Here is a 12,660-nt window from a genome sequence, read left to right on the forward strand (position 1 = left end):
GTCTTACTCGGCAGCTTCTACAGCACCACCGACTGGACGATCAACCAGCTCGACGTACGCCATAGGCGCGTTGTCGCCAGCGCGGAAACCGCACTTCAGGATGCGCAGGTAGCCGCCCTGACGGGTGGCGTAGCGCTTGCCCAGATCGTTGAACAGTTTGCCAACAGCGGTCTTCGAACGGGTACGGTCGAAGGCCAGACGACGGTTAGCAACGCTGTCTTCCTTGGCCAGGGTGATCAGCGGCTCGGCAACGCGGCGCAGTTCCTTGGCTTTCGGCAGGGTGGTTTTGATCAGCTCGTGCTCGATCAACGACACAGCCATGTTCTGGAACATAGCTTTGCGGTGAGAGCTGGTACGGCTCAGGTGACGTCCACTTTTACGATGACGCATGATTCATTCCTTACCAAACACTACGTTCGGTGATTACGACGATCAGGCGGTCGCCTTGTCGTCTTTCTTAAGACTTGCAGGCGGCCAGTTGTCGAGGCGCATGCCGAGAGACAGACCACGAGAGGCCAGGACGTCCTTGATTTCAGTCAGGGACTTCTTACCCAGGTTAGGAGTCTTCAACAGCTCTACTTCGGTACGCTGAATCAGGTCGCCGATGTAGTAGATGTTCTCCGCCTTGAGGCAGTTGGCCGAACGTACAGTCAGTTCCAGGTCGTCAACCGGACGCAGCAGGATCGGATCGATCTCGTCTTCCTGCTCGACTACGACAGGCTCACTGTCACCTTTGAGGTCGACGAACGCGGCCAGCTGCTGTTGCAGGATGGTCGCAGCGCGACGGATTGCCTCTTCAGGATCCAGGGTGCCGTTGGTTTCCAGATCAATGACCAGCTTGTCCAAGTTGGTACGCTGTTCAACACGGGCGTTTTCGACCACATAGGCGATACGACGCACAGGGCTGAACGAAGCGTCCAACTGCAGACGGCCAATGCTACGGCTTTCGTCTTCGTCGGTTTGACGGGAGTCAGCCGGCTCGTAACCGCGACCACGAGCTACAGTGAGCTTCATGTTCAGGGCGCCATTCGACGCCAGGTTCGCGATTACGTGATCGGGGTTGACGATCTCGACATCGTGATCCAGCTGAATATCGGCAGCGGTAACCACCCCCGAACCCTTTTTCGACAAGGTCAGCGTAACTTCGTCACGACCGTGCAGCTTGATAGCCAGGCCTTTCAGGTTCAACAGGATTTCAATTACGTCTTCCTGTACACCTTCGATCGCGGAGTACTCATGGAGTACGCCATCGATCTCGGCCTCGACTACTGCACAGCCAGGCATGGAGGACAACAGGATGCGGCGCAGCGCGTTGCCCAGGGTATGGCCGAAGCCACGCTCGAGAGGCTCGAGCGTGATCTTGGCGCGGGTCGGACTGACTACCTGCACATCAATGTGGCGGGGAGTCAGGAACTCATTTACCGAAATCTGCATGGATGCACCTATTTTCTAGCCCTTACTTGGAGTAGAGCTCGACAATCAGGTTTTCGTTGATGTCGGCAGACAGGTCGCCGCGAGCAGGAACGTTCTTGAAAACGCCCGACTTCTTGGCAGTATCAACGTCTACCCACTCAACGCGGCCACGCTGGGCGCACAGTTCAAGGGCTTGAACAATGCGCAGCTGGCTCAGCGACTTCTCGCGAACCGCGACCACGTCACCCGGACGAACTTGGTAGGATGGAATGTTTACAGTCTTACCGTTGACGCTGATCGCTTTGTGCGAAACCAGCTGACGGGACTCGGAACGAGTCGAACCGAAGCCCATACGGTAAACGACGTTATCCAGACGGCACTCGAGCAGTTGCAGCAGGTTCTCACCGGTTGCGCCTTTTTTCGAGGCAGCAGCTTGGTAGTAACCGCGGAACTGACGCTCCAGAACACCGTAGATACGACGGACTTTTTGTTTCTCGCGCAGCTGGGTACCGTAGTCGGACTGACGGCCACGGCGCTGGCCGTGGATACCTGGGGCTGCTTCGATGTTGCACTTCGATTCCAGAGCGCGAACGCCGCTCTTCAGGAACAGGTCAGTGCCTTCACGACGAGACAGTTTGCATTTTGGACCAATGTAACGTGCCATTCTTCTGTCTCCTGATTACACGCGGCGCTTCTTCGGCGGACGGCACCCGTTATGCGGGATTGGCGTCACGTCGGTGATGCTGGCGATCTTGTACCCGCAGCTGTTCAATGCACGAACGGCGGACTCACGACCTGGACCTGGACCCTTGACGTTAACGTCGAGGTTTTTCAGACCGTATTCCAGCGCAGCTTGACCAGCACGCTCAGCAGCGATCTGTGCTGCGAACGGGGTGGATTTGCGCGAACCACGGAAACCCGAACCACCGGAGGTCGCCCAGGACAAAGCATTGCCCTGACGGTCGGTGATGGTCACGATGGTGTTGTTGAAAGAAGCGTGGATGTGGGCGATGCCATCAACCACTGTCTTTTTGACTTTCTTACGAGGACGAGCAGCAGGTTTTGCCATGTCTATATTCCTGGGCGATTACTTGCGGATCGGCTTACGCGGGCCCTTACGGGTGCGTGCGTTGGTCTTGGTGCGCTGACCGCGAACCGGCAGACCTTTACGATGACGCAGGCCGCGGTAGCAACCCAGGTCCATCAAGCGCTTGATCTTCATGTTGATGTCACGACGCAGGTCACCTTCGGTGGTGAACTTCGCAACTTCGCCACGCAGGGTTTCGATTTGCTCGTCGCTCAGATCCTTGATCTTTGCGGCTGGATTTACGCCAGCGTCTGCACAGATCTTCTGTGCAGTTGTGCGACCGACACCATAGATGTAGGTCAGCGAGATAACAGTATGCTTGTTATCTGGAATGTTGACGCCTGCAATACGGGCCATTCAGTGGGACTCCAATTGACAGCTACCTACGCCCCGGAAGCCAAGAAATAGGGCGCGAGATAATATCGCTGTAGAAACGAATAATCAACCCAGCAGCACACTAGCTGCTGGGTTTGAAACGCAGATCACACTCAGCCTTGGCGCTGTTTGTGACGCGGTTCCGCGCTGCAGATCACTCGTACGACGCCTTCGCGACGGATGATCTTGCAGTTACGGCACAGCTTTTTCACCGATGCACGAACTTTCATTACCGACTCCTCGAACCTTAGGGGCGTATCAGCGCAGCAAACCGCTGCCACCGTAGCCTTTCAGGTTGGCTTTCTTCATCAGGGATTCGTACTGGTGCGAAACGAGGTGCGATTGTACTTGGGACATGAAGTCCATCACAACCACTACCACAATCAGCAACGAGGTCCCGCCAAGGTAGAACGGCACATTTGCTGCCACCACCAGGAACTGGGGCAGAAGGCATACGGCCATCATGTATAGAGCACCGAACATGGTCAAACGGGTCAGAACGCCATCAATGTAGCGCGCCGACTGCTCACCAGGACGGATACCCGGAATAAAGGCACCGGACTTCTTCAGGTTTTCCGCTACGTCTTTCGGGTTGAACATCAACGCTGTGTAGAAGAAGCAGAAGAAAATGATCCCTGCACTAAACAGCAGAATGTTCAACGGCTGACCAGGAGCGATCGACTGCGAGATGTCCTGCAGCCAGCCCATACCTTCGGACTGACCGAACCAGGCACCCAACGAAGCCGGGAACAGCAGAATGCTGCTCGCGAAAATGGCCGGGATAACCCCCGCCATGTTCACTTTCAGCGGCAAGTGGCTGGTCTGCGCAGCGAAGACCTTGCGGCCCTGCTGACGCTTGGCGTAGTGAACGGCGATACGACGCTGACCACGCTCAATGAACACCACGAAACCGATAATCGCTACTGCCAGCAAACCGATAGCGACCAGGGCGAAAATGTTGATATCGCCTGTGCGCGCAGACTCGAAAGACTGCCCGATTGCTCTCGGAAGACCGGCAACGATACCTGCGAAAATCAACATCGAGATACCGTTGCCCACACCGCGCTCGGTGATCTGCTCGCCCAGCCACATCATGAACATCGCGCCTGCCACAAAGGTGGAGACGGCGACGACATGGAAGCCGAGGCCTGCAGAAAACGCCACGCCCTGGTTGGCCAGGCCAATGGACATGCCAATGGCTTGGACCAGCGCCAGGATAACGGTGCCGTAGCGGGTGTACTGGCTGATCTTGCGACGGCCAGCTTCACCTTCCTTCTTCAACTGCTCCAGTTGCGGGCTGACCGCTGTCATCAGCTGCATGATGATCGATGCCGAGATGTACGGCATGATCCCCAGTGCAAAGATGCTCATGCGTTCGAGCGCGCCACCGGAAAACATGTTGAACAAGCTAAGAATGGTCCCCTCATTCTGCCGAAACAGATCCGCCAGACGGTCCGGATTGATGCCGGGAACCGGGATATGCGCACCTATCCGATAGACGATGATCGCCATGAACAGAAAGCGCAGACGAGCCCAGAGTTCCGACATCCCGCCCTTACCGAGCGAAGAGAGAGCACCTTGCTTAGCCATTTATTCCTCGAATTTGCCGCCAGCTGCTTCGATAGCCGCACGCGCACCCTTGGTGGCTGCGATGCCCTTGATGGTGACTGCGCGAGTAACTTCGCCAGACAGCATGATTTTCACACGCTGAATGTGCTGGTTGATCACGTTGGCATCCTTCAGGGATTGCACGGAGATCACGTCGCCTTCCACTTTAGCCAGCTCGGACAGACGCACTTCTGCGCGGTCCATGGCCTTCAGGGAAACGAAGCCGAATTTCGGCAGGCGACGGTGCAGCGGCTGTTGACCGCCTTCGAAGCCCGGAGCGATCGAACCACCCGAACGGGAAGTCTGACCTTTGTGGCCACGGCCGCCGGTCTTACCCAGACCGCTACCGATACCACGACCCGGACGATGCTTTTCGCGACGGGAACCCGGCGCTGGACTCAGATCATTGAGTTTCATCGATTAACCCTCGACGCGCAGCATGTAGTAAGCCTTGTTGATCATCCCGCGATTCTCGGGAGTATCCTGGACTTCTACAGTGTGACCGATGCGACGCAGACCCAGACCTTTAACGCACAGCTTGTGGTTAGGAATACGGCCCGAGACGCTCTTGATCAGCGTTACTTTTACGGTTGCCATGATCAGAAGATCTCCTCAACGCTCTTGCCGCGCTTGGCAGCAATGGACTCAGGAGATTGCATGGCTTTCAGACCCTTGAAGGTGGCGTAAACCACGTTCACTGGGTTGGTCGAACCGTAGCACTTGGCCAGGACGTTCTGAACACCAGCAACTTCCAGGACAGCACGCATAGCGCCGCCGGCGATGATACCGGTACCTTCCGAGGCAGGCTGCATGTAAACCTTCGAGGCGCCGTGGGCAGCCTTGGTGGCGTACTGCAGGGTGGTGCCCTTCAGGTCAACCTGGATCATGTTGCGACGAGCAGCTTCCATGGCTTTCTGAATCGCGGCAGGTACTTCGCGCGATTTGCCACGGCCGAAGCCGACACGACCCTTACCATCACCAACCACGGTCAACGCGGTGAAGGTGAAGATACGGCCGCCTTTAACGGTTTTAGCTACGCGGTTAACTTGAACCAGCTTCTCGATGTAGCCTTCGTCGCGCTTTTGATCGTTATTTGCCATAACTTAGAACTCCAGCCCGCCTTCACGAGCAGCATCAGCCAGCGCTTTGACGCGGCCATGGTACTTGAAGCCGGAACGGTCAAAGGCAACTTGAGATACACCGGCGGCTTTCGCACGCTCAGCTACCAGCTTGCCAACCTTAGTGGCCGCGTCGATGTTGCCGGTGGCGCCATCACGCAGGTCTTTGTCCAAGGTCGAGGCGCTTGCCAGAACCTTGCTGCCGTCGGCCGAAATGACCTGGGCGTAGATGTGCTGCGAGGAGCGGAACACGCACAGGCGCACGACTTCGAGTTCGTGCATCTTGAGACGTGCTTTGCGAGCGCGACGCAGTCGAGTAACTTTTTTGTCGGTCATTTGCTAGGCCCTACTTCTTCTTGGCTTCTTTACGACGGACTACTTCGTCCGCGTAACGCACACCTTTACCTTTGTAAGGCTCTGGCGGACGGAAGTCGCGGATTTCAGCGGCCACCTGACCTACCAGCTGCTTGTCGATACCCTTGATCAGGATGTCGGTTTGGCTGGGAGTTTCAGCAGTGATGCCGGCTGGCAGTTCGTAGTCCACTGGATGCGAGAAGCCCAGAGCCAGGTTCAGGACGGTGCCTTTGGCCTGTGCCTTGTAACCAACACCGACCAGCTGGAGCTTGCGCTCGAAGCCTTGGCTTACGCCTTGGACCATGTTGTTGACCAGAGCACGGGTAGTACCGGCCATGGCGCGAGCTTGCTGATCACCGTTGCGGGCGACGAAACGCAGTTCGCCGGACTCTTCGGTAACTTCAACAGACGAGTGAACGTTCAGTTCGAGAGTGCCTTTGGCACCCTTCACCGAAAGCTGTTGGCCGGCGAATTTGACTTCGACACCAGCTGGCAGCTTAACGGGGTTCTTAGCGACGCGAGACATGCCTATCTCCCCTTAGAACACTGTGCACAGAACTTCGCCGCCGACACCGGCAGCGCGCGCAGCGCGGTCAGTCATCACACCTTTGTTGGTGGAGACGATAGACACGCCCAGGCCGCCACGAACTTTCGGCAGGTCTGTGACGGACTTGTACTGGCGCAGGCCAGGACGGCTGGAACGCTTCAGTTCCTCGATGACCGGACGGCCTTCGAAGTACTTGAGTTCGATCGACAGGGACGGCTTGGCTTCACCAGTAACCTGGTAGCCAGCGATGTAACCTTCGTCTTTCAGAACTTTGGCAACCGCGACCTTCAGCGTGGAGGAAGGCATGCTTACGACGGACTTTTCAGCCATCTGGGCATTACGGATGCGAGTTAGCATGTCCGCTAACGGGTCCTGCATACTCATGGGCTAGATGCTCCTGATACAAGAATTATTAGCCTTGCGGCTATCACAACCACCAAAGCAGGCAGGGTAAAAAACCCAGGCTCGGGTGAGCCGGTCATTCTAGACACAAGGTAGAAACGAAACAAGCCCCATATAGGGGCTTGTTTGTTGGCGAGGTCACCGGCGGTCGGAAGATTGCTCCCCTTCCACCGGGATCACACCGGCAGCGATTACCAGGAGGCCTTGACCAGACCTGGTACGTCGCCACGCATTGCCGCTTGACGCAGCATGTTACGGCCCAGGCCGAACTTACGGTATACACCGTGAGGACGACCGGTCAGGCGGCAACGGTTGCGCAGACGCGCAGCGCTGGCATCACGTGGCTGCTTCTGCAGAGCGACAACGGCAGCGAAACGCTCTTCAGGAGAGGCGTTCACGTTGACGATGGTCGCTTTCAGCTCAGCACGCTTTTTGGCGAACTTGGCGACCGTGAGCTGACGCTTCAGCTCGCGGTTTTTCATGCTCTTCTTGGCCATTTTCCTACTCCAATCAGTTGCGGAACGGGAATTTGAATGCACGCAGCAGAGCGCGGCCTTCGTCATCCGAACGAGCAGTGGTGGTCAGGGTGATGTCCAAACCGCGCAGAGCATCGATCTTGTCGTAATCGATTTCCGGGAAGATGATCTGCTCTTTCACGCCCATGCTGTAGTTGCCACGACCATCGAAGGACTTGGCATTCAGGCCGCGGAAGTCGCGGACCCGAGGCAGGGAGATCGCCAGCAGGCGGTCCAGGAACTCGTACATTTTTTCGCGACGCAGGGTCACCTTGACGCCGATCGGCCATCCTTCACGGACTTTGAAGCCCGCGATGGATTTACGAGCGAAAGTCACAACCGGCTTTTGACCGGTGATCTTTTCCAGGTCAGCAACAGCGTGCTCGATGACTTTCTTGTCGCCGATCGCTTCGCCCAGACCCATGTTCAGGGTGATCTTGGTAACGCGCGGAACTTCCATCACGTTCGACAGCTTAAGTTCTTCCTTAAGCTTAGGAGCGATTTCGTTCCGGTAAATCTCTTTCAGTCGTGCCATGGTCTTCTACCTAGCAGTGTTCAAGCATCAACCGCTTTTTGGGTCGACTTGAAGACACGAATTTTCTTACCGTCTTCTACTTTGAAACCAACGCGGTCAGCCTTGTTGGTTTCGCCGTTGAAAATGGCAACGTTGGAAGCGTGCAGAGGCGCTTCTTTTTCGACGATACCGCCCTGAACGCCCGCCATCGGGTTAGGCTTGGTATGACGCTTGACCAGGTTCACACCACCGATGACCAGACGGTCGTCAGCGAGAACCTTCAGCACCTTACCGCGCTTACCTTTGTCTTTGCCGGCGATCACGATGATCTCGTCGTCACGACGAATCTTTTGCATGTCGGATCTCCTTACAGCACTTCAGGGGCGAGCGAGACGATCTTCATGAACTTCTCAGTACGAAGTTCACGGGTCACTGGCCCGAAGATGCGAGTGCCGATCGGCTCTTGCTTGGTGTTCAGCAGAACAGCAGCGTTGCCGTCGAAACGAATGATGGAACCGTCAGCGCGACGTACACCGTGACGGGTACGGACGACAACAGCAGTCATCACCTGGCCTTTTTTGACCTTACCGCGCGGAATTGCTTCCTTGACGGTTACTTTGATGATGTCACCGATGCCGGCGTAACGACGGTGCGAACCGCCGAGCACCTTGATGCACATGACGCGACGAGCGCCGCTGTTATCGGCCACATCGAGCATGGATTGAGTCTGAATCATAAAATTTCTCCGACCCCTAGCCCTTAGACTTCAACAGCGCGTTCGAGGACTTCAACCAGTGCCCAGGACTTGGTCTTGGCCAGCGGACGGGTTTCACGGATGGAAACCTTGTCGCCGATTTTGCACTGGTTGGATTCGTCGTGCGCGTGCAGCTTAGTCGAACGCTTAACGTATTTACCGTAGATCGGGTGCTTTACGCGACGCTCGATCAGAACGGTGATGGTCTTGTCCATTTTGTCGCTGACGACACGGCCAGTCAGCGTACGGACGGTTTTTTCAGCTTCAGCCATGATCACTTACCTGCCTGCTGGTTAAGCACAGTTTTCACGCGAGCGATGTCACGCTTAACTTGCGAGAGCAGGTGCGACTGCCCCAACTGGCCAGTTGCTTTCTGCATACGCAGATTGAACTGGTCGCGCAGCAAGCCGAGCAGTTGCTCATTCAGTTGCTGTGCAGATTTTTCACGAAGTTCATTCGCTTTCATCACATCACCGTCCGCTTAACAAAGGAGGTGGCGAGAGGCAGCTTTGCAGCAGCCAGGGCGAAAGCTTCGCGCGCCAGCTCTTCAGAAACACCCTCGATCTCGTACAGGACTTTGCCTGGCTGGATCTGGGCAACCCAGTATTCCACGGAGCCCTTACCTTTACCCATACGAACCTCGAGAGGTTTCTTGGAGATCGGCTTGTCCGGGAAGACACGGATCCAGATCTTGCCGCCACGTTTTACGTGACGAGTCAGAGCACGACGCGCCGACTCGATCTGGCGGGCGGTGAGGCGACCGCGAGCAACAGCTTTCAGGGCGAATTCGCCGAAGCTGACTTTGCTACCGCGCAGTGCCAGACCACGGTTGTGGCCAGTCATCTGCTTGCGGAATTTTGTACGCTTTGGTTGCAACATTTGGCGTACCCCTTACTTAGCAGCTTTTTTACGAGGCGCTGGTGCTTGTGGTTTCAGTTCTTCTTGGCGACCACCAATAACTTCGCCTTTGAAGATCCAAACCTTCACACCGATCACACCATAAGTGGTGTGAGCTTCGTAGGTGTTGTAGTCGATATCGGCACGCAGGGTGTGCAGGGGCACACGACCTTCGCGATACCACTCGGTACGAGCAATCTCAGCACCGCCGAGACGACCGCTCACCTGGATCTTGATGCCCTTGGCACCAATACGCATGGCGTTCTGTACGGCGCGCTTCATGGCGCGACGGAACATTACGCGGCGTTCCAGCTGCTGAGCTACGCTCTGCGCAACCAGCATGGCGTCGAGTTCCGGCTTGCGGATCTCTTCGATGTTGATGTGCACAGGCACACCCATCTGCTTGGTCAGGTCCTGACGCAGCTTCTCGACATCTTCACCTTTCTTACCGATAACGATACCGGGACGAGCGGTGTGGATGGTGATGCGTGCAGTTTGAGCCGGACGATGAATATCGATACGGCTTACGGACGCGCTTTTTAGTTTGTCTTGGAGGTACTCACGCGTTTTCAGATCCTTCAACAGGTAATCTGCGTAAGTAGCACCGTCTGCGTACCAGACGGAGGTGTGCTCCTTGACGATTCCCAGGCGAATGCCAGTGGGATGTACTTTCTGACCCATCTGATCGACTCCGTTACTTGTCCGCAACCTTGACAGTGATATGGCAAGACCGCTTGACGATGCGATCAGCACGGCCTTTGGCACGTGGCATGATGCGCTTCAGCGAACGCCCTTCGTTGACGAAGACGGTGGAGACCTTCAGGTCATCAACGTCTGCGCCTTCGTTGTGTTCGGCGTTGGCAACGGCCGACTCGAGGACTTTCTTCATGATTTCAGCGGCTTTTTTGCTGCTGAAGGCCAACAGGTTGAGCGCTTCGCCCACCTTCTTCCCGCGGATCTGGTCGGCGACCAAGCGGGCTTTCTGGGCGGAGATGCGAGCGCCCGACAACTTAGCGGCTACTTCCATTTCCTTACCCCTTAACGCTTGGCTTTCTTGTCAGCCACGTGCCCGCGATAGGTGCGGGTACCGGCGAACTCGCCCAGTTTGTGGCCGACCATGTCTTCGTTCACGAGAACTGGGACATGCTGGCGACCGTTGTGAACCGCGATGGTCAGACCGACCATTTGTGGCAGGATCATCGAGCGACGCGACCAGGTTTTAACTGGTTTGCGATCGTTCTTCTCCACCGCCACTTCGACCTTCTTCAACAGGTGAAGATCGATAAAAGGACCTTTTTTCAGAGAACGTGGCACTGTCGTATCCCTCTAGTTACTTGCGACGACGGACGATCATGTTGTCGGTACGCTTATTACCGCGGGTTTTAGCACCCTTGGTTGGGAAGCCCCATGGCGATACCGGATGACGACCACCGGAGGTACGACCTTCACCACCACCATGCGGGTGGTCAACCGGGTTCATGGCAACACCACGAACGGTTGGGCGAACGCCGCGCCAGCGTTTGGCACCAGCTTTACCCAGCGAGCGCAGGCTGTGCTCGGAGTTCGAGACTTCGCCCAGGGTCGCACGGCACTCAGCCAGTACTTTACGCATCTCACCGGAGCGCAGACGCAGAGTCACGTAGACGCCGTCACGAGCGATCAGCTGAGCCGAAGCACCAGCGGAACGAGCGATCTGAGCACCTTTACCCGGCTTCAGTTCGACGCCGTGAATGGTGCTACCTACTGGGATGTTGCGCAGCTGCAGGGAGTTACCGGCCTTGATTGGGGCCAGAGCACCTGCGATCAGCTGGTCGCCAGCGCTCACGCCTTTAGGGGCGATGATGTAGCGACGCTCACCGTCTGCGTAGCACAGCAGGGCGATGTGAGCAGTACGGTTTGGATCGTATTCGATACGCTCGACAGTGGCTGGGATGCCATCTTTGTCGTTGCGACGGAAGTCGACCAGACGGTAATGCTGCTTATGACCACCACCAACGTGACGAGTGGTAATGCGGCCATTGTTGTTACGACCACCAGACTTCGATTTCTTCTCGAGCAGCGGTGCGTGAGGAGCGCCTTTGTGCAGCTCCTGGTTGACCACCTTGACCACGAAACGGCGGCCAGGGGAAGTCGGTTTGCATTTAACGATTGCCATGATGCACCCCTTCCTTACTCAGCACTGCTGCTGAAATCGAGATCTTGGCCTGGCTGAAGGGAGACGATCGCCTTCTTCCAGTCATTACGCTTGCCCAGACCACGTGCGGTACGCTTGGTTTTACCCAGAACGTTAACGGTCGACACGTTTTCAACTTTTACGTTGAACAGGCCTTCGACAGCTTTCTTGATTTCCAGCTTGGTTGCATCAGTAGCAACCTTGAATACGAACTGGCCTTTTTTCTCAGCCAGAACGGTAGCCTTCTCGGAAACGTGCGGGCCAAGGAGGACTTTGAATACGCGTTCCTGGTTCATCCCAGCAGCTCCTCGAATTTCTTCACGGCCGAGACAGTGATCAACACTTTCTCGTATGCGATCAGACTGACCGGGTCGGAACCTTGAACGTCACGTACATCGACGTGCGGCAGGTTACGAGCAGCCAGGTACAGGTTCTGATCAACAGCGTCCGAAACGATCAGAACGTCGGTCAGACCCATGCCGTTCAGCTTGTTCAGCAGATCTTTGGTTTTCGGTGCTTCAACAGCGAAGTCCTGAACCACGACCAGACGGTCGCTGCGCACCAGCTCAGCGAGGATGGAGCGCAGGGCTGCGCGGTACATCTTCTTGTTGAGCTTCTGCGAGTGATCTTGAGGACGAGCTGCGAAGGTTACACCACCGCCACGCCAGATCGGACCACGAGTGGTACCAGCACGAGCACGGCCAGTACCCTTCTGACGCCATGGGCGCTTACCGCCACCAGCCACGTCGGAACGGGTCTTTTGCTGCTTGGTGCCCTGACGGCCGCCGGCCATGTAGGCCACGACTGCTTGGTGTACCAGCGTCTCGTTGAATTCGCCACCGAAAGTCAGTTCGGAAACTTCGATCGCCTGAGCGTCATTTACATTAAGTTGCATGTCAGTTT

26 protein-coding genes are annotated in these 12,660 nt (G+C 56.3%); all 26 read right to left on the bottom strand.

All coding sequences use genetic code 11. The features are described from left to right. Positions 1 to 3: 3 nt before the first annotated feature. Positions 4 to 390 (bottom strand): 50S ribosomal protein L17, encoded by a 387-nt coding sequence (gene rplQ, locus ACNQPL_RS20665; RefSeq protein WP_060478900.1) that lies wholly within the window; start codon positions 388 to 390, stop codon positions 4 to 6. A gap of 42 nt (positions 391 to 432) precedes the next feature. After that, positions 433 to 1,434, bottom strand: coding sequence for a DNA-directed RNA polymerase subunit alpha (locus tag ACNQPL_RS20670; protein WP_003255452.1), 1,002 nt, complete (start codon positions 1,432 to 1,434; stop codon positions 433 to 435). A gap of 22 nt (positions 1,435 to 1,456) precedes the next feature. Further along, the gene (gene rpsD, locus ACNQPL_RS20675) at positions 1,457 to 2,077 is read right to left on the bottom strand and encodes a 30S ribosomal protein S4 (RefSeq protein WP_079226347.1); all 621 of its coding nucleotides are present in this window, start codon (positions 2,075 to 2,077) and stop codon (positions 1,457 to 1,459) included. A 15-nt stretch (positions 2,078 to 2,092) separates the two neighbouring features. Further along, entirely contained in the window at positions 2,093 to 2,482 is a 390-nt protein-coding gene (rpsK, locus tag ACNQPL_RS20680) for a 30S ribosomal protein S11 (protein ID WP_003255454.1), read from the bottom strand. Positions 2,483 to 2,500: 18 nt separating this feature from the next. After that, positions 2,501 to 2,857, bottom strand: coding sequence for a 30S ribosomal protein S13 (rpsM, locus tag ACNQPL_RS20685; protein ID WP_003255457.1), 357 nt, complete (start codon positions 2,855 to 2,857; stop codon positions 2,501 to 2,503). 131 nt (positions 2,858 to 2,988) lie between these two features. Next, complete coding sequence (gene rpmJ / locus ACNQPL_RS20690) at positions 2,989 to 3,105, bottom strand: 50S ribosomal protein L36 (protein ID WP_002555468.1); 117 nt, start codon at positions 3,103 to 3,105, stop codon at positions 2,989 to 2,991. A gap of 28 nt (positions 3,106 to 3,133) precedes the next feature. Next, positions 3,134 to 4,465 (bottom strand): preprotein translocase subunit SecY, encoded by a 1,332-nt coding sequence (gene secY, locus ACNQPL_RS20695; protein ID WP_003255459.1) that lies wholly within the window; start codon positions 4,463 to 4,465, stop codon positions 3,134 to 3,136. Continuing rightward, the gene (gene rplO, locus ACNQPL_RS20700) at positions 4,466 to 4,900 is read right to left on the bottom strand and encodes a 50S ribosomal protein L15 (RefSeq protein WP_003255461.1); all 435 of its coding nucleotides are present in this window, start codon (positions 4,898 to 4,900) and stop codon (positions 4,466 to 4,468) included. A 3-nt stretch (positions 4,901 to 4,903) separates the two neighbouring features. Continuing rightward, the gene (gene rpmD / locus ACNQPL_RS20705; protein WP_008089798.1) at positions 4,904 to 5,080 is read right to left on the bottom strand and encodes a 50S ribosomal protein L30; all 177 of its coding nucleotides are present in this window, start codon (positions 5,078 to 5,080) and stop codon (positions 4,904 to 4,906) included. A 2-nt stretch (positions 5,081 to 5,082) separates the two neighbouring features. Then, complete coding sequence (rpsE, locus tag ACNQPL_RS20710; protein ID WP_003255465.1) at positions 5,083 to 5,583, bottom strand: 30S ribosomal protein S5; 501 nt, start codon at positions 5,581 to 5,583, stop codon at positions 5,083 to 5,085. A gap of 3 nt (positions 5,584 to 5,586) precedes the next feature. Next, the gene (gene rplR / locus ACNQPL_RS20715; protein WP_008089801.1) at positions 5,587 to 5,937 is read right to left on the bottom strand and encodes a 50S ribosomal protein L18; all 351 of its coding nucleotides are present in this window, start codon (positions 5,935 to 5,937) and stop codon (positions 5,587 to 5,589) included. A gap of 10 nt (positions 5,938 to 5,947) precedes the next feature. Beyond that, complete coding sequence (gene rplF / locus ACNQPL_RS20720; RefSeq protein WP_009681972.1) at positions 5,948 to 6,481, bottom strand: 50S ribosomal protein L6; 534 nt, start codon at positions 6,479 to 6,481, stop codon at positions 5,948 to 5,950. A 12-nt stretch (positions 6,482 to 6,493) separates the two neighbouring features. Continuing rightward, the gene (gene rpsH / locus ACNQPL_RS20725; RefSeq protein ID WP_008089805.1) at positions 6,494 to 6,886 is read right to left on the bottom strand and encodes a 30S ribosomal protein S8; all 393 of its coding nucleotides are present in this window, start codon (positions 6,884 to 6,886) and stop codon (positions 6,494 to 6,496) included. Positions 6,887 to 7,095: 209 nt separating this feature from the next. Beyond that, positions 7,096 to 7,401: a 30S ribosomal protein S14 gene (rpsN, locus tag ACNQPL_RS20730; RefSeq protein ID WP_008089807.1), complete on the bottom strand. Its 306-nt coding sequence runs from the start codon at positions 7,399 to 7,401 to the stop codon at positions 7,096 to 7,098. Between the two features lie 13 nt (positions 7,402 to 7,414). Next, positions 7,415 to 7,954, bottom strand: a complete 540-nt coding sequence (gene rplE, locus ACNQPL_RS20735) for a 50S ribosomal protein L5 (protein WP_012316517.1) — start codon at positions 7,952 to 7,954, stop codon at positions 7,415 to 7,417. Between the two features lie 20 nt (positions 7,955 to 7,974). Further along, positions 7,975 to 8,289 carry a 50S ribosomal protein L24 gene (gene rplX / locus ACNQPL_RS20740; protein ID WP_003255476.1) on the bottom strand — a complete coding sequence of 105 codons (315 nt, stop codon included), beginning with the start codon at positions 8,287 to 8,289 and terminating at the stop codon, positions 7,975 to 7,977. A gap of 11 nt (positions 8,290 to 8,300) precedes the next feature. Beyond that, positions 8,301 to 8,669: a 50S ribosomal protein L14 gene (gene rplN / locus ACNQPL_RS20745; protein ID WP_008089810.1), complete on the bottom strand. Its 369-nt coding sequence runs from the start codon at positions 8,667 to 8,669 to the stop codon at positions 8,301 to 8,303. Positions 8,670 to 8,692: 23 nt separating this feature from the next. Beyond that, a complete protein-coding gene (gene rpsQ, locus ACNQPL_RS20750; RefSeq protein ID WP_008089812.1) occupies positions 8,693 to 8,959 on the bottom strand; it encodes a 30S ribosomal protein S17 in 267 nt (88 codons plus the stop codon). Between the two features lie 2 nt (positions 8,960 to 8,961). After that, on the bottom strand, positions 8,962 to 9,153 hold the full coding sequence (rpmC, locus tag ACNQPL_RS20755) for a 50S ribosomal protein L29 (RefSeq protein ID WP_002555481.1): 192 nt from the start codon (positions 9,151 to 9,153) through the stop codon (positions 8,962 to 8,964). Then, positions 9,153 to 9,566 (bottom strand): 50S ribosomal protein L16, encoded by a 414-nt coding sequence (gene rplP, locus ACNQPL_RS20760; RefSeq protein WP_003255479.1) that lies wholly within the window; start codon positions 9,564 to 9,566, stop codon positions 9,153 to 9,155. Before rplP ends, rpmC begins: the two co-directional genes overlap by 1 nt. Positions 9,567 to 9,578: 12 nt before the next feature. Beyond that, complete coding sequence (rpsC, locus tag ACNQPL_RS20765; RefSeq protein WP_003255481.1) at positions 9,579 to 10,265, bottom strand: 30S ribosomal protein S3; 687 nt, start codon at positions 10,263 to 10,265, stop codon at positions 9,579 to 9,581. Between the two features lie 13 nt (positions 10,266 to 10,278). Then, positions 10,279 to 10,611 (bottom strand): 50S ribosomal protein L22, encoded by a 333-nt coding sequence (rplV, locus tag ACNQPL_RS20770; RefSeq protein WP_003103908.1) that lies wholly within the window; start codon positions 10,609 to 10,611, stop codon positions 10,279 to 10,281. 11 nt (positions 10,612 to 10,622) lie between these two features. Further along, positions 10,623 to 10,898, bottom strand: coding sequence for a 30S ribosomal protein S19 (gene rpsS / locus ACNQPL_RS20775; RefSeq protein ID WP_003255482.1), 276 nt, complete (start codon positions 10,896 to 10,898; stop codon positions 10,623 to 10,625). A gap of 16 nt (positions 10,899 to 10,914) precedes the next feature. After that, on the bottom strand, positions 10,915 to 11,739 hold the full coding sequence (rplB, locus tag ACNQPL_RS20780) for a 50S ribosomal protein L2 (protein WP_346614689.1): 825 nt from the start codon (positions 11,737 to 11,739) through the stop codon (positions 10,915 to 10,917). A gap of 14 nt (positions 11,740 to 11,753) precedes the next feature. Further along, entirely contained in the window at positions 11,754 to 12,053 is a 300-nt protein-coding gene (gene rplW, locus ACNQPL_RS20785) for a 50S ribosomal protein L23 (RefSeq protein WP_003255484.1), read from the bottom strand. Further along, positions 12,050 to 12,652, bottom strand: a complete 603-nt coding sequence (gene rplD, locus ACNQPL_RS20790; protein WP_086974835.1) for a 50S ribosomal protein L4 — start codon at positions 12,650 to 12,652, stop codon at positions 12,050 to 12,052. Before rplD ends, rplW begins: the two co-directional genes overlap by 4 nt. Between the last annotated feature and the right edge of the window lie 8 nt (positions 12,653 to 12,660).

This window comes from Pseudomonas sp. LFS044, assembly GCF_047978245.1.
In the GTDB taxonomy this organism is placed as follows: domain Bacteria; phylum Pseudomonadota; class Gammaproteobacteria; order Pseudomonadales; family Pseudomonadaceae; genus Aquipseudomonas.

Excerpts from the sequence above, each read along its gene's own strand:
- rplQ (WP_060478900.1), bottom strand. The coding sequence starts at position 390 with ATGCGTCATCGTAAAAGTGGACGTCACCTGAGCCGTACCAGCTCTCAC.
- ACNQPL_RS20670 (WP_003255452.1), bottom strand. The coding sequence starts at position 1,434 with ATGCAGATTTCGGTAAATGAGTTCCTGACTCCCCGCCACATTGATGTG.
- rpsD (WP_079226347.1), bottom strand. The coding sequence starts at position 2,077 with ATGGCACGTTACATTGGTCCAAAATGCAAACTGTCTCGTCGTGAAGGC.
- rpsK (WP_003255454.1), bottom strand. The coding sequence starts at position 2,482 with ATGGCAAAACCTGCTGCTCGTCCTCGTAAGAAAGTCAAAAAGACAGTG.
- rpsM (WP_003255457.1), bottom strand. The coding sequence starts at position 2,857 with ATGGCCCGTATTGCAGGCGTCAACATTCCAGATAACAAGCATACTGTT.
- rpmJ (WP_002555468.1), bottom strand. The coding sequence starts at position 3,105 with ATGAAAGTTCGTGCATCGGTGAAAAAGCTGTGCCGTAACTGCAAGATC.
- secY (WP_003255459.1), bottom strand. The coding sequence starts at position 4,465 with ATGGCTAAGCAAGGTGCTCTCTCTTCGCTCGGTAAGGGCGGGATGTCG.
- rplO (WP_003255461.1), bottom strand. The coding sequence starts at position 4,900 with ATGAAACTCAATGATCTGAGTCCAGCGCCGGGTTCCCGTCGCGAAAAG.
- rpmD (WP_008089798.1), bottom strand. The coding sequence starts at position 5,080 with ATGGCAACCGTAAAAGTAACGCTGATCAAGAGCGTCTCGGGCCGTATT.
- rpsE (WP_003255465.1), bottom strand. The coding sequence starts at position 5,583 with ATGGCAAATAACGATCAAAAGCGCGACGAAGGCTACATCGAGAAGCTG.
- rplR (WP_008089801.1), bottom strand. The coding sequence starts at position 5,937 with ATGACCGACAAAAAAGTTACTCGACTGCGTCGCGCTCGCAAAGCACGT.
- rplF (WP_009681972.1), bottom strand. The coding sequence starts at position 6,481 with ATGTCTCGCGTCGCTAAGAACCCCGTTAAGCTGCCAGCTGGTGTCGAA.
- rpsH (WP_008089805.1), bottom strand. The coding sequence starts at position 6,886 with ATGAGTATGCAGGACCCGTTAGCGGACATGCTAACTCGCATCCGTAAT.
- rpsN (WP_008089807.1), bottom strand. The coding sequence starts at position 7,401 with ATGGCCAAGAAGAGCATGAAAAACCGCGAGCTGAAGCGTCAGCTCACG.
- rplE (WP_012316517.1), bottom strand. The coding sequence starts at position 7,954 with ATGGCACGACTGAAAGAGATTTACCGGAACGAAATCGCTCCTAAGCTT.
- rplX (WP_003255476.1), bottom strand. The coding sequence starts at position 8,289 with ATGCAAAAGATTCGTCGTGACGACGAGATCATCGTGATCGCCGGCAAA.
- rplN (WP_008089810.1), bottom strand. The coding sequence starts at position 8,669 with ATGATTCAGACTCAATCCATGCTCGATGTGGCCGATAACAGCGGCGCT.
- rpsQ (WP_008089812.1), bottom strand. The coding sequence starts at position 8,959 with ATGGCTGAAGCTGAAAAAACCGTCCGTACGCTGACTGGCCGTGTCGTC.
- rpmC (WP_002555481.1), bottom strand. The coding sequence starts at position 9,153 with ATGAAAGCGAATGAACTTCGTGAAAAATCTGCACAGCAACTGAATGAG.
- rplP (WP_003255479.1), bottom strand. The coding sequence starts at position 9,566 with ATGTTGCAACCAAAGCGTACAAAATTCCGCAAGCAGATGACTGGCCAC.
- rpsC (WP_003255481.1), bottom strand. The coding sequence starts at position 10,265 with ATGGGTCAGAAAGTACATCCCACTGGCATTCGCCTGGGAATCGTCAAG.
- rplV (WP_003103908.1), bottom strand. The coding sequence starts at position 10,611 with ATGGAAGTAGCCGCTAAGTTGTCGGGCGCTCGCATCTCCGCCCAGAAA.
- rplB (WP_346614689.1), bottom strand. The coding sequence starts at position 11,739 with ATGGCAATCGTTAAATGCAAACCGACTTCCCCTGGCCGCCGTTTCGTG.
- rplW (WP_003255484.1), bottom strand. The coding sequence starts at position 12,053 with ATGAACCAGGAACGCGTATTCAAAGTCCTCCTTGGCCCGCACGTTTCC.
- rplD (WP_086974835.1), bottom strand. The coding sequence starts at position 12,652 with ATGCAACTTAATGTAAATGACGCTCAGGCGATCGAAGTTTCCGAACTG.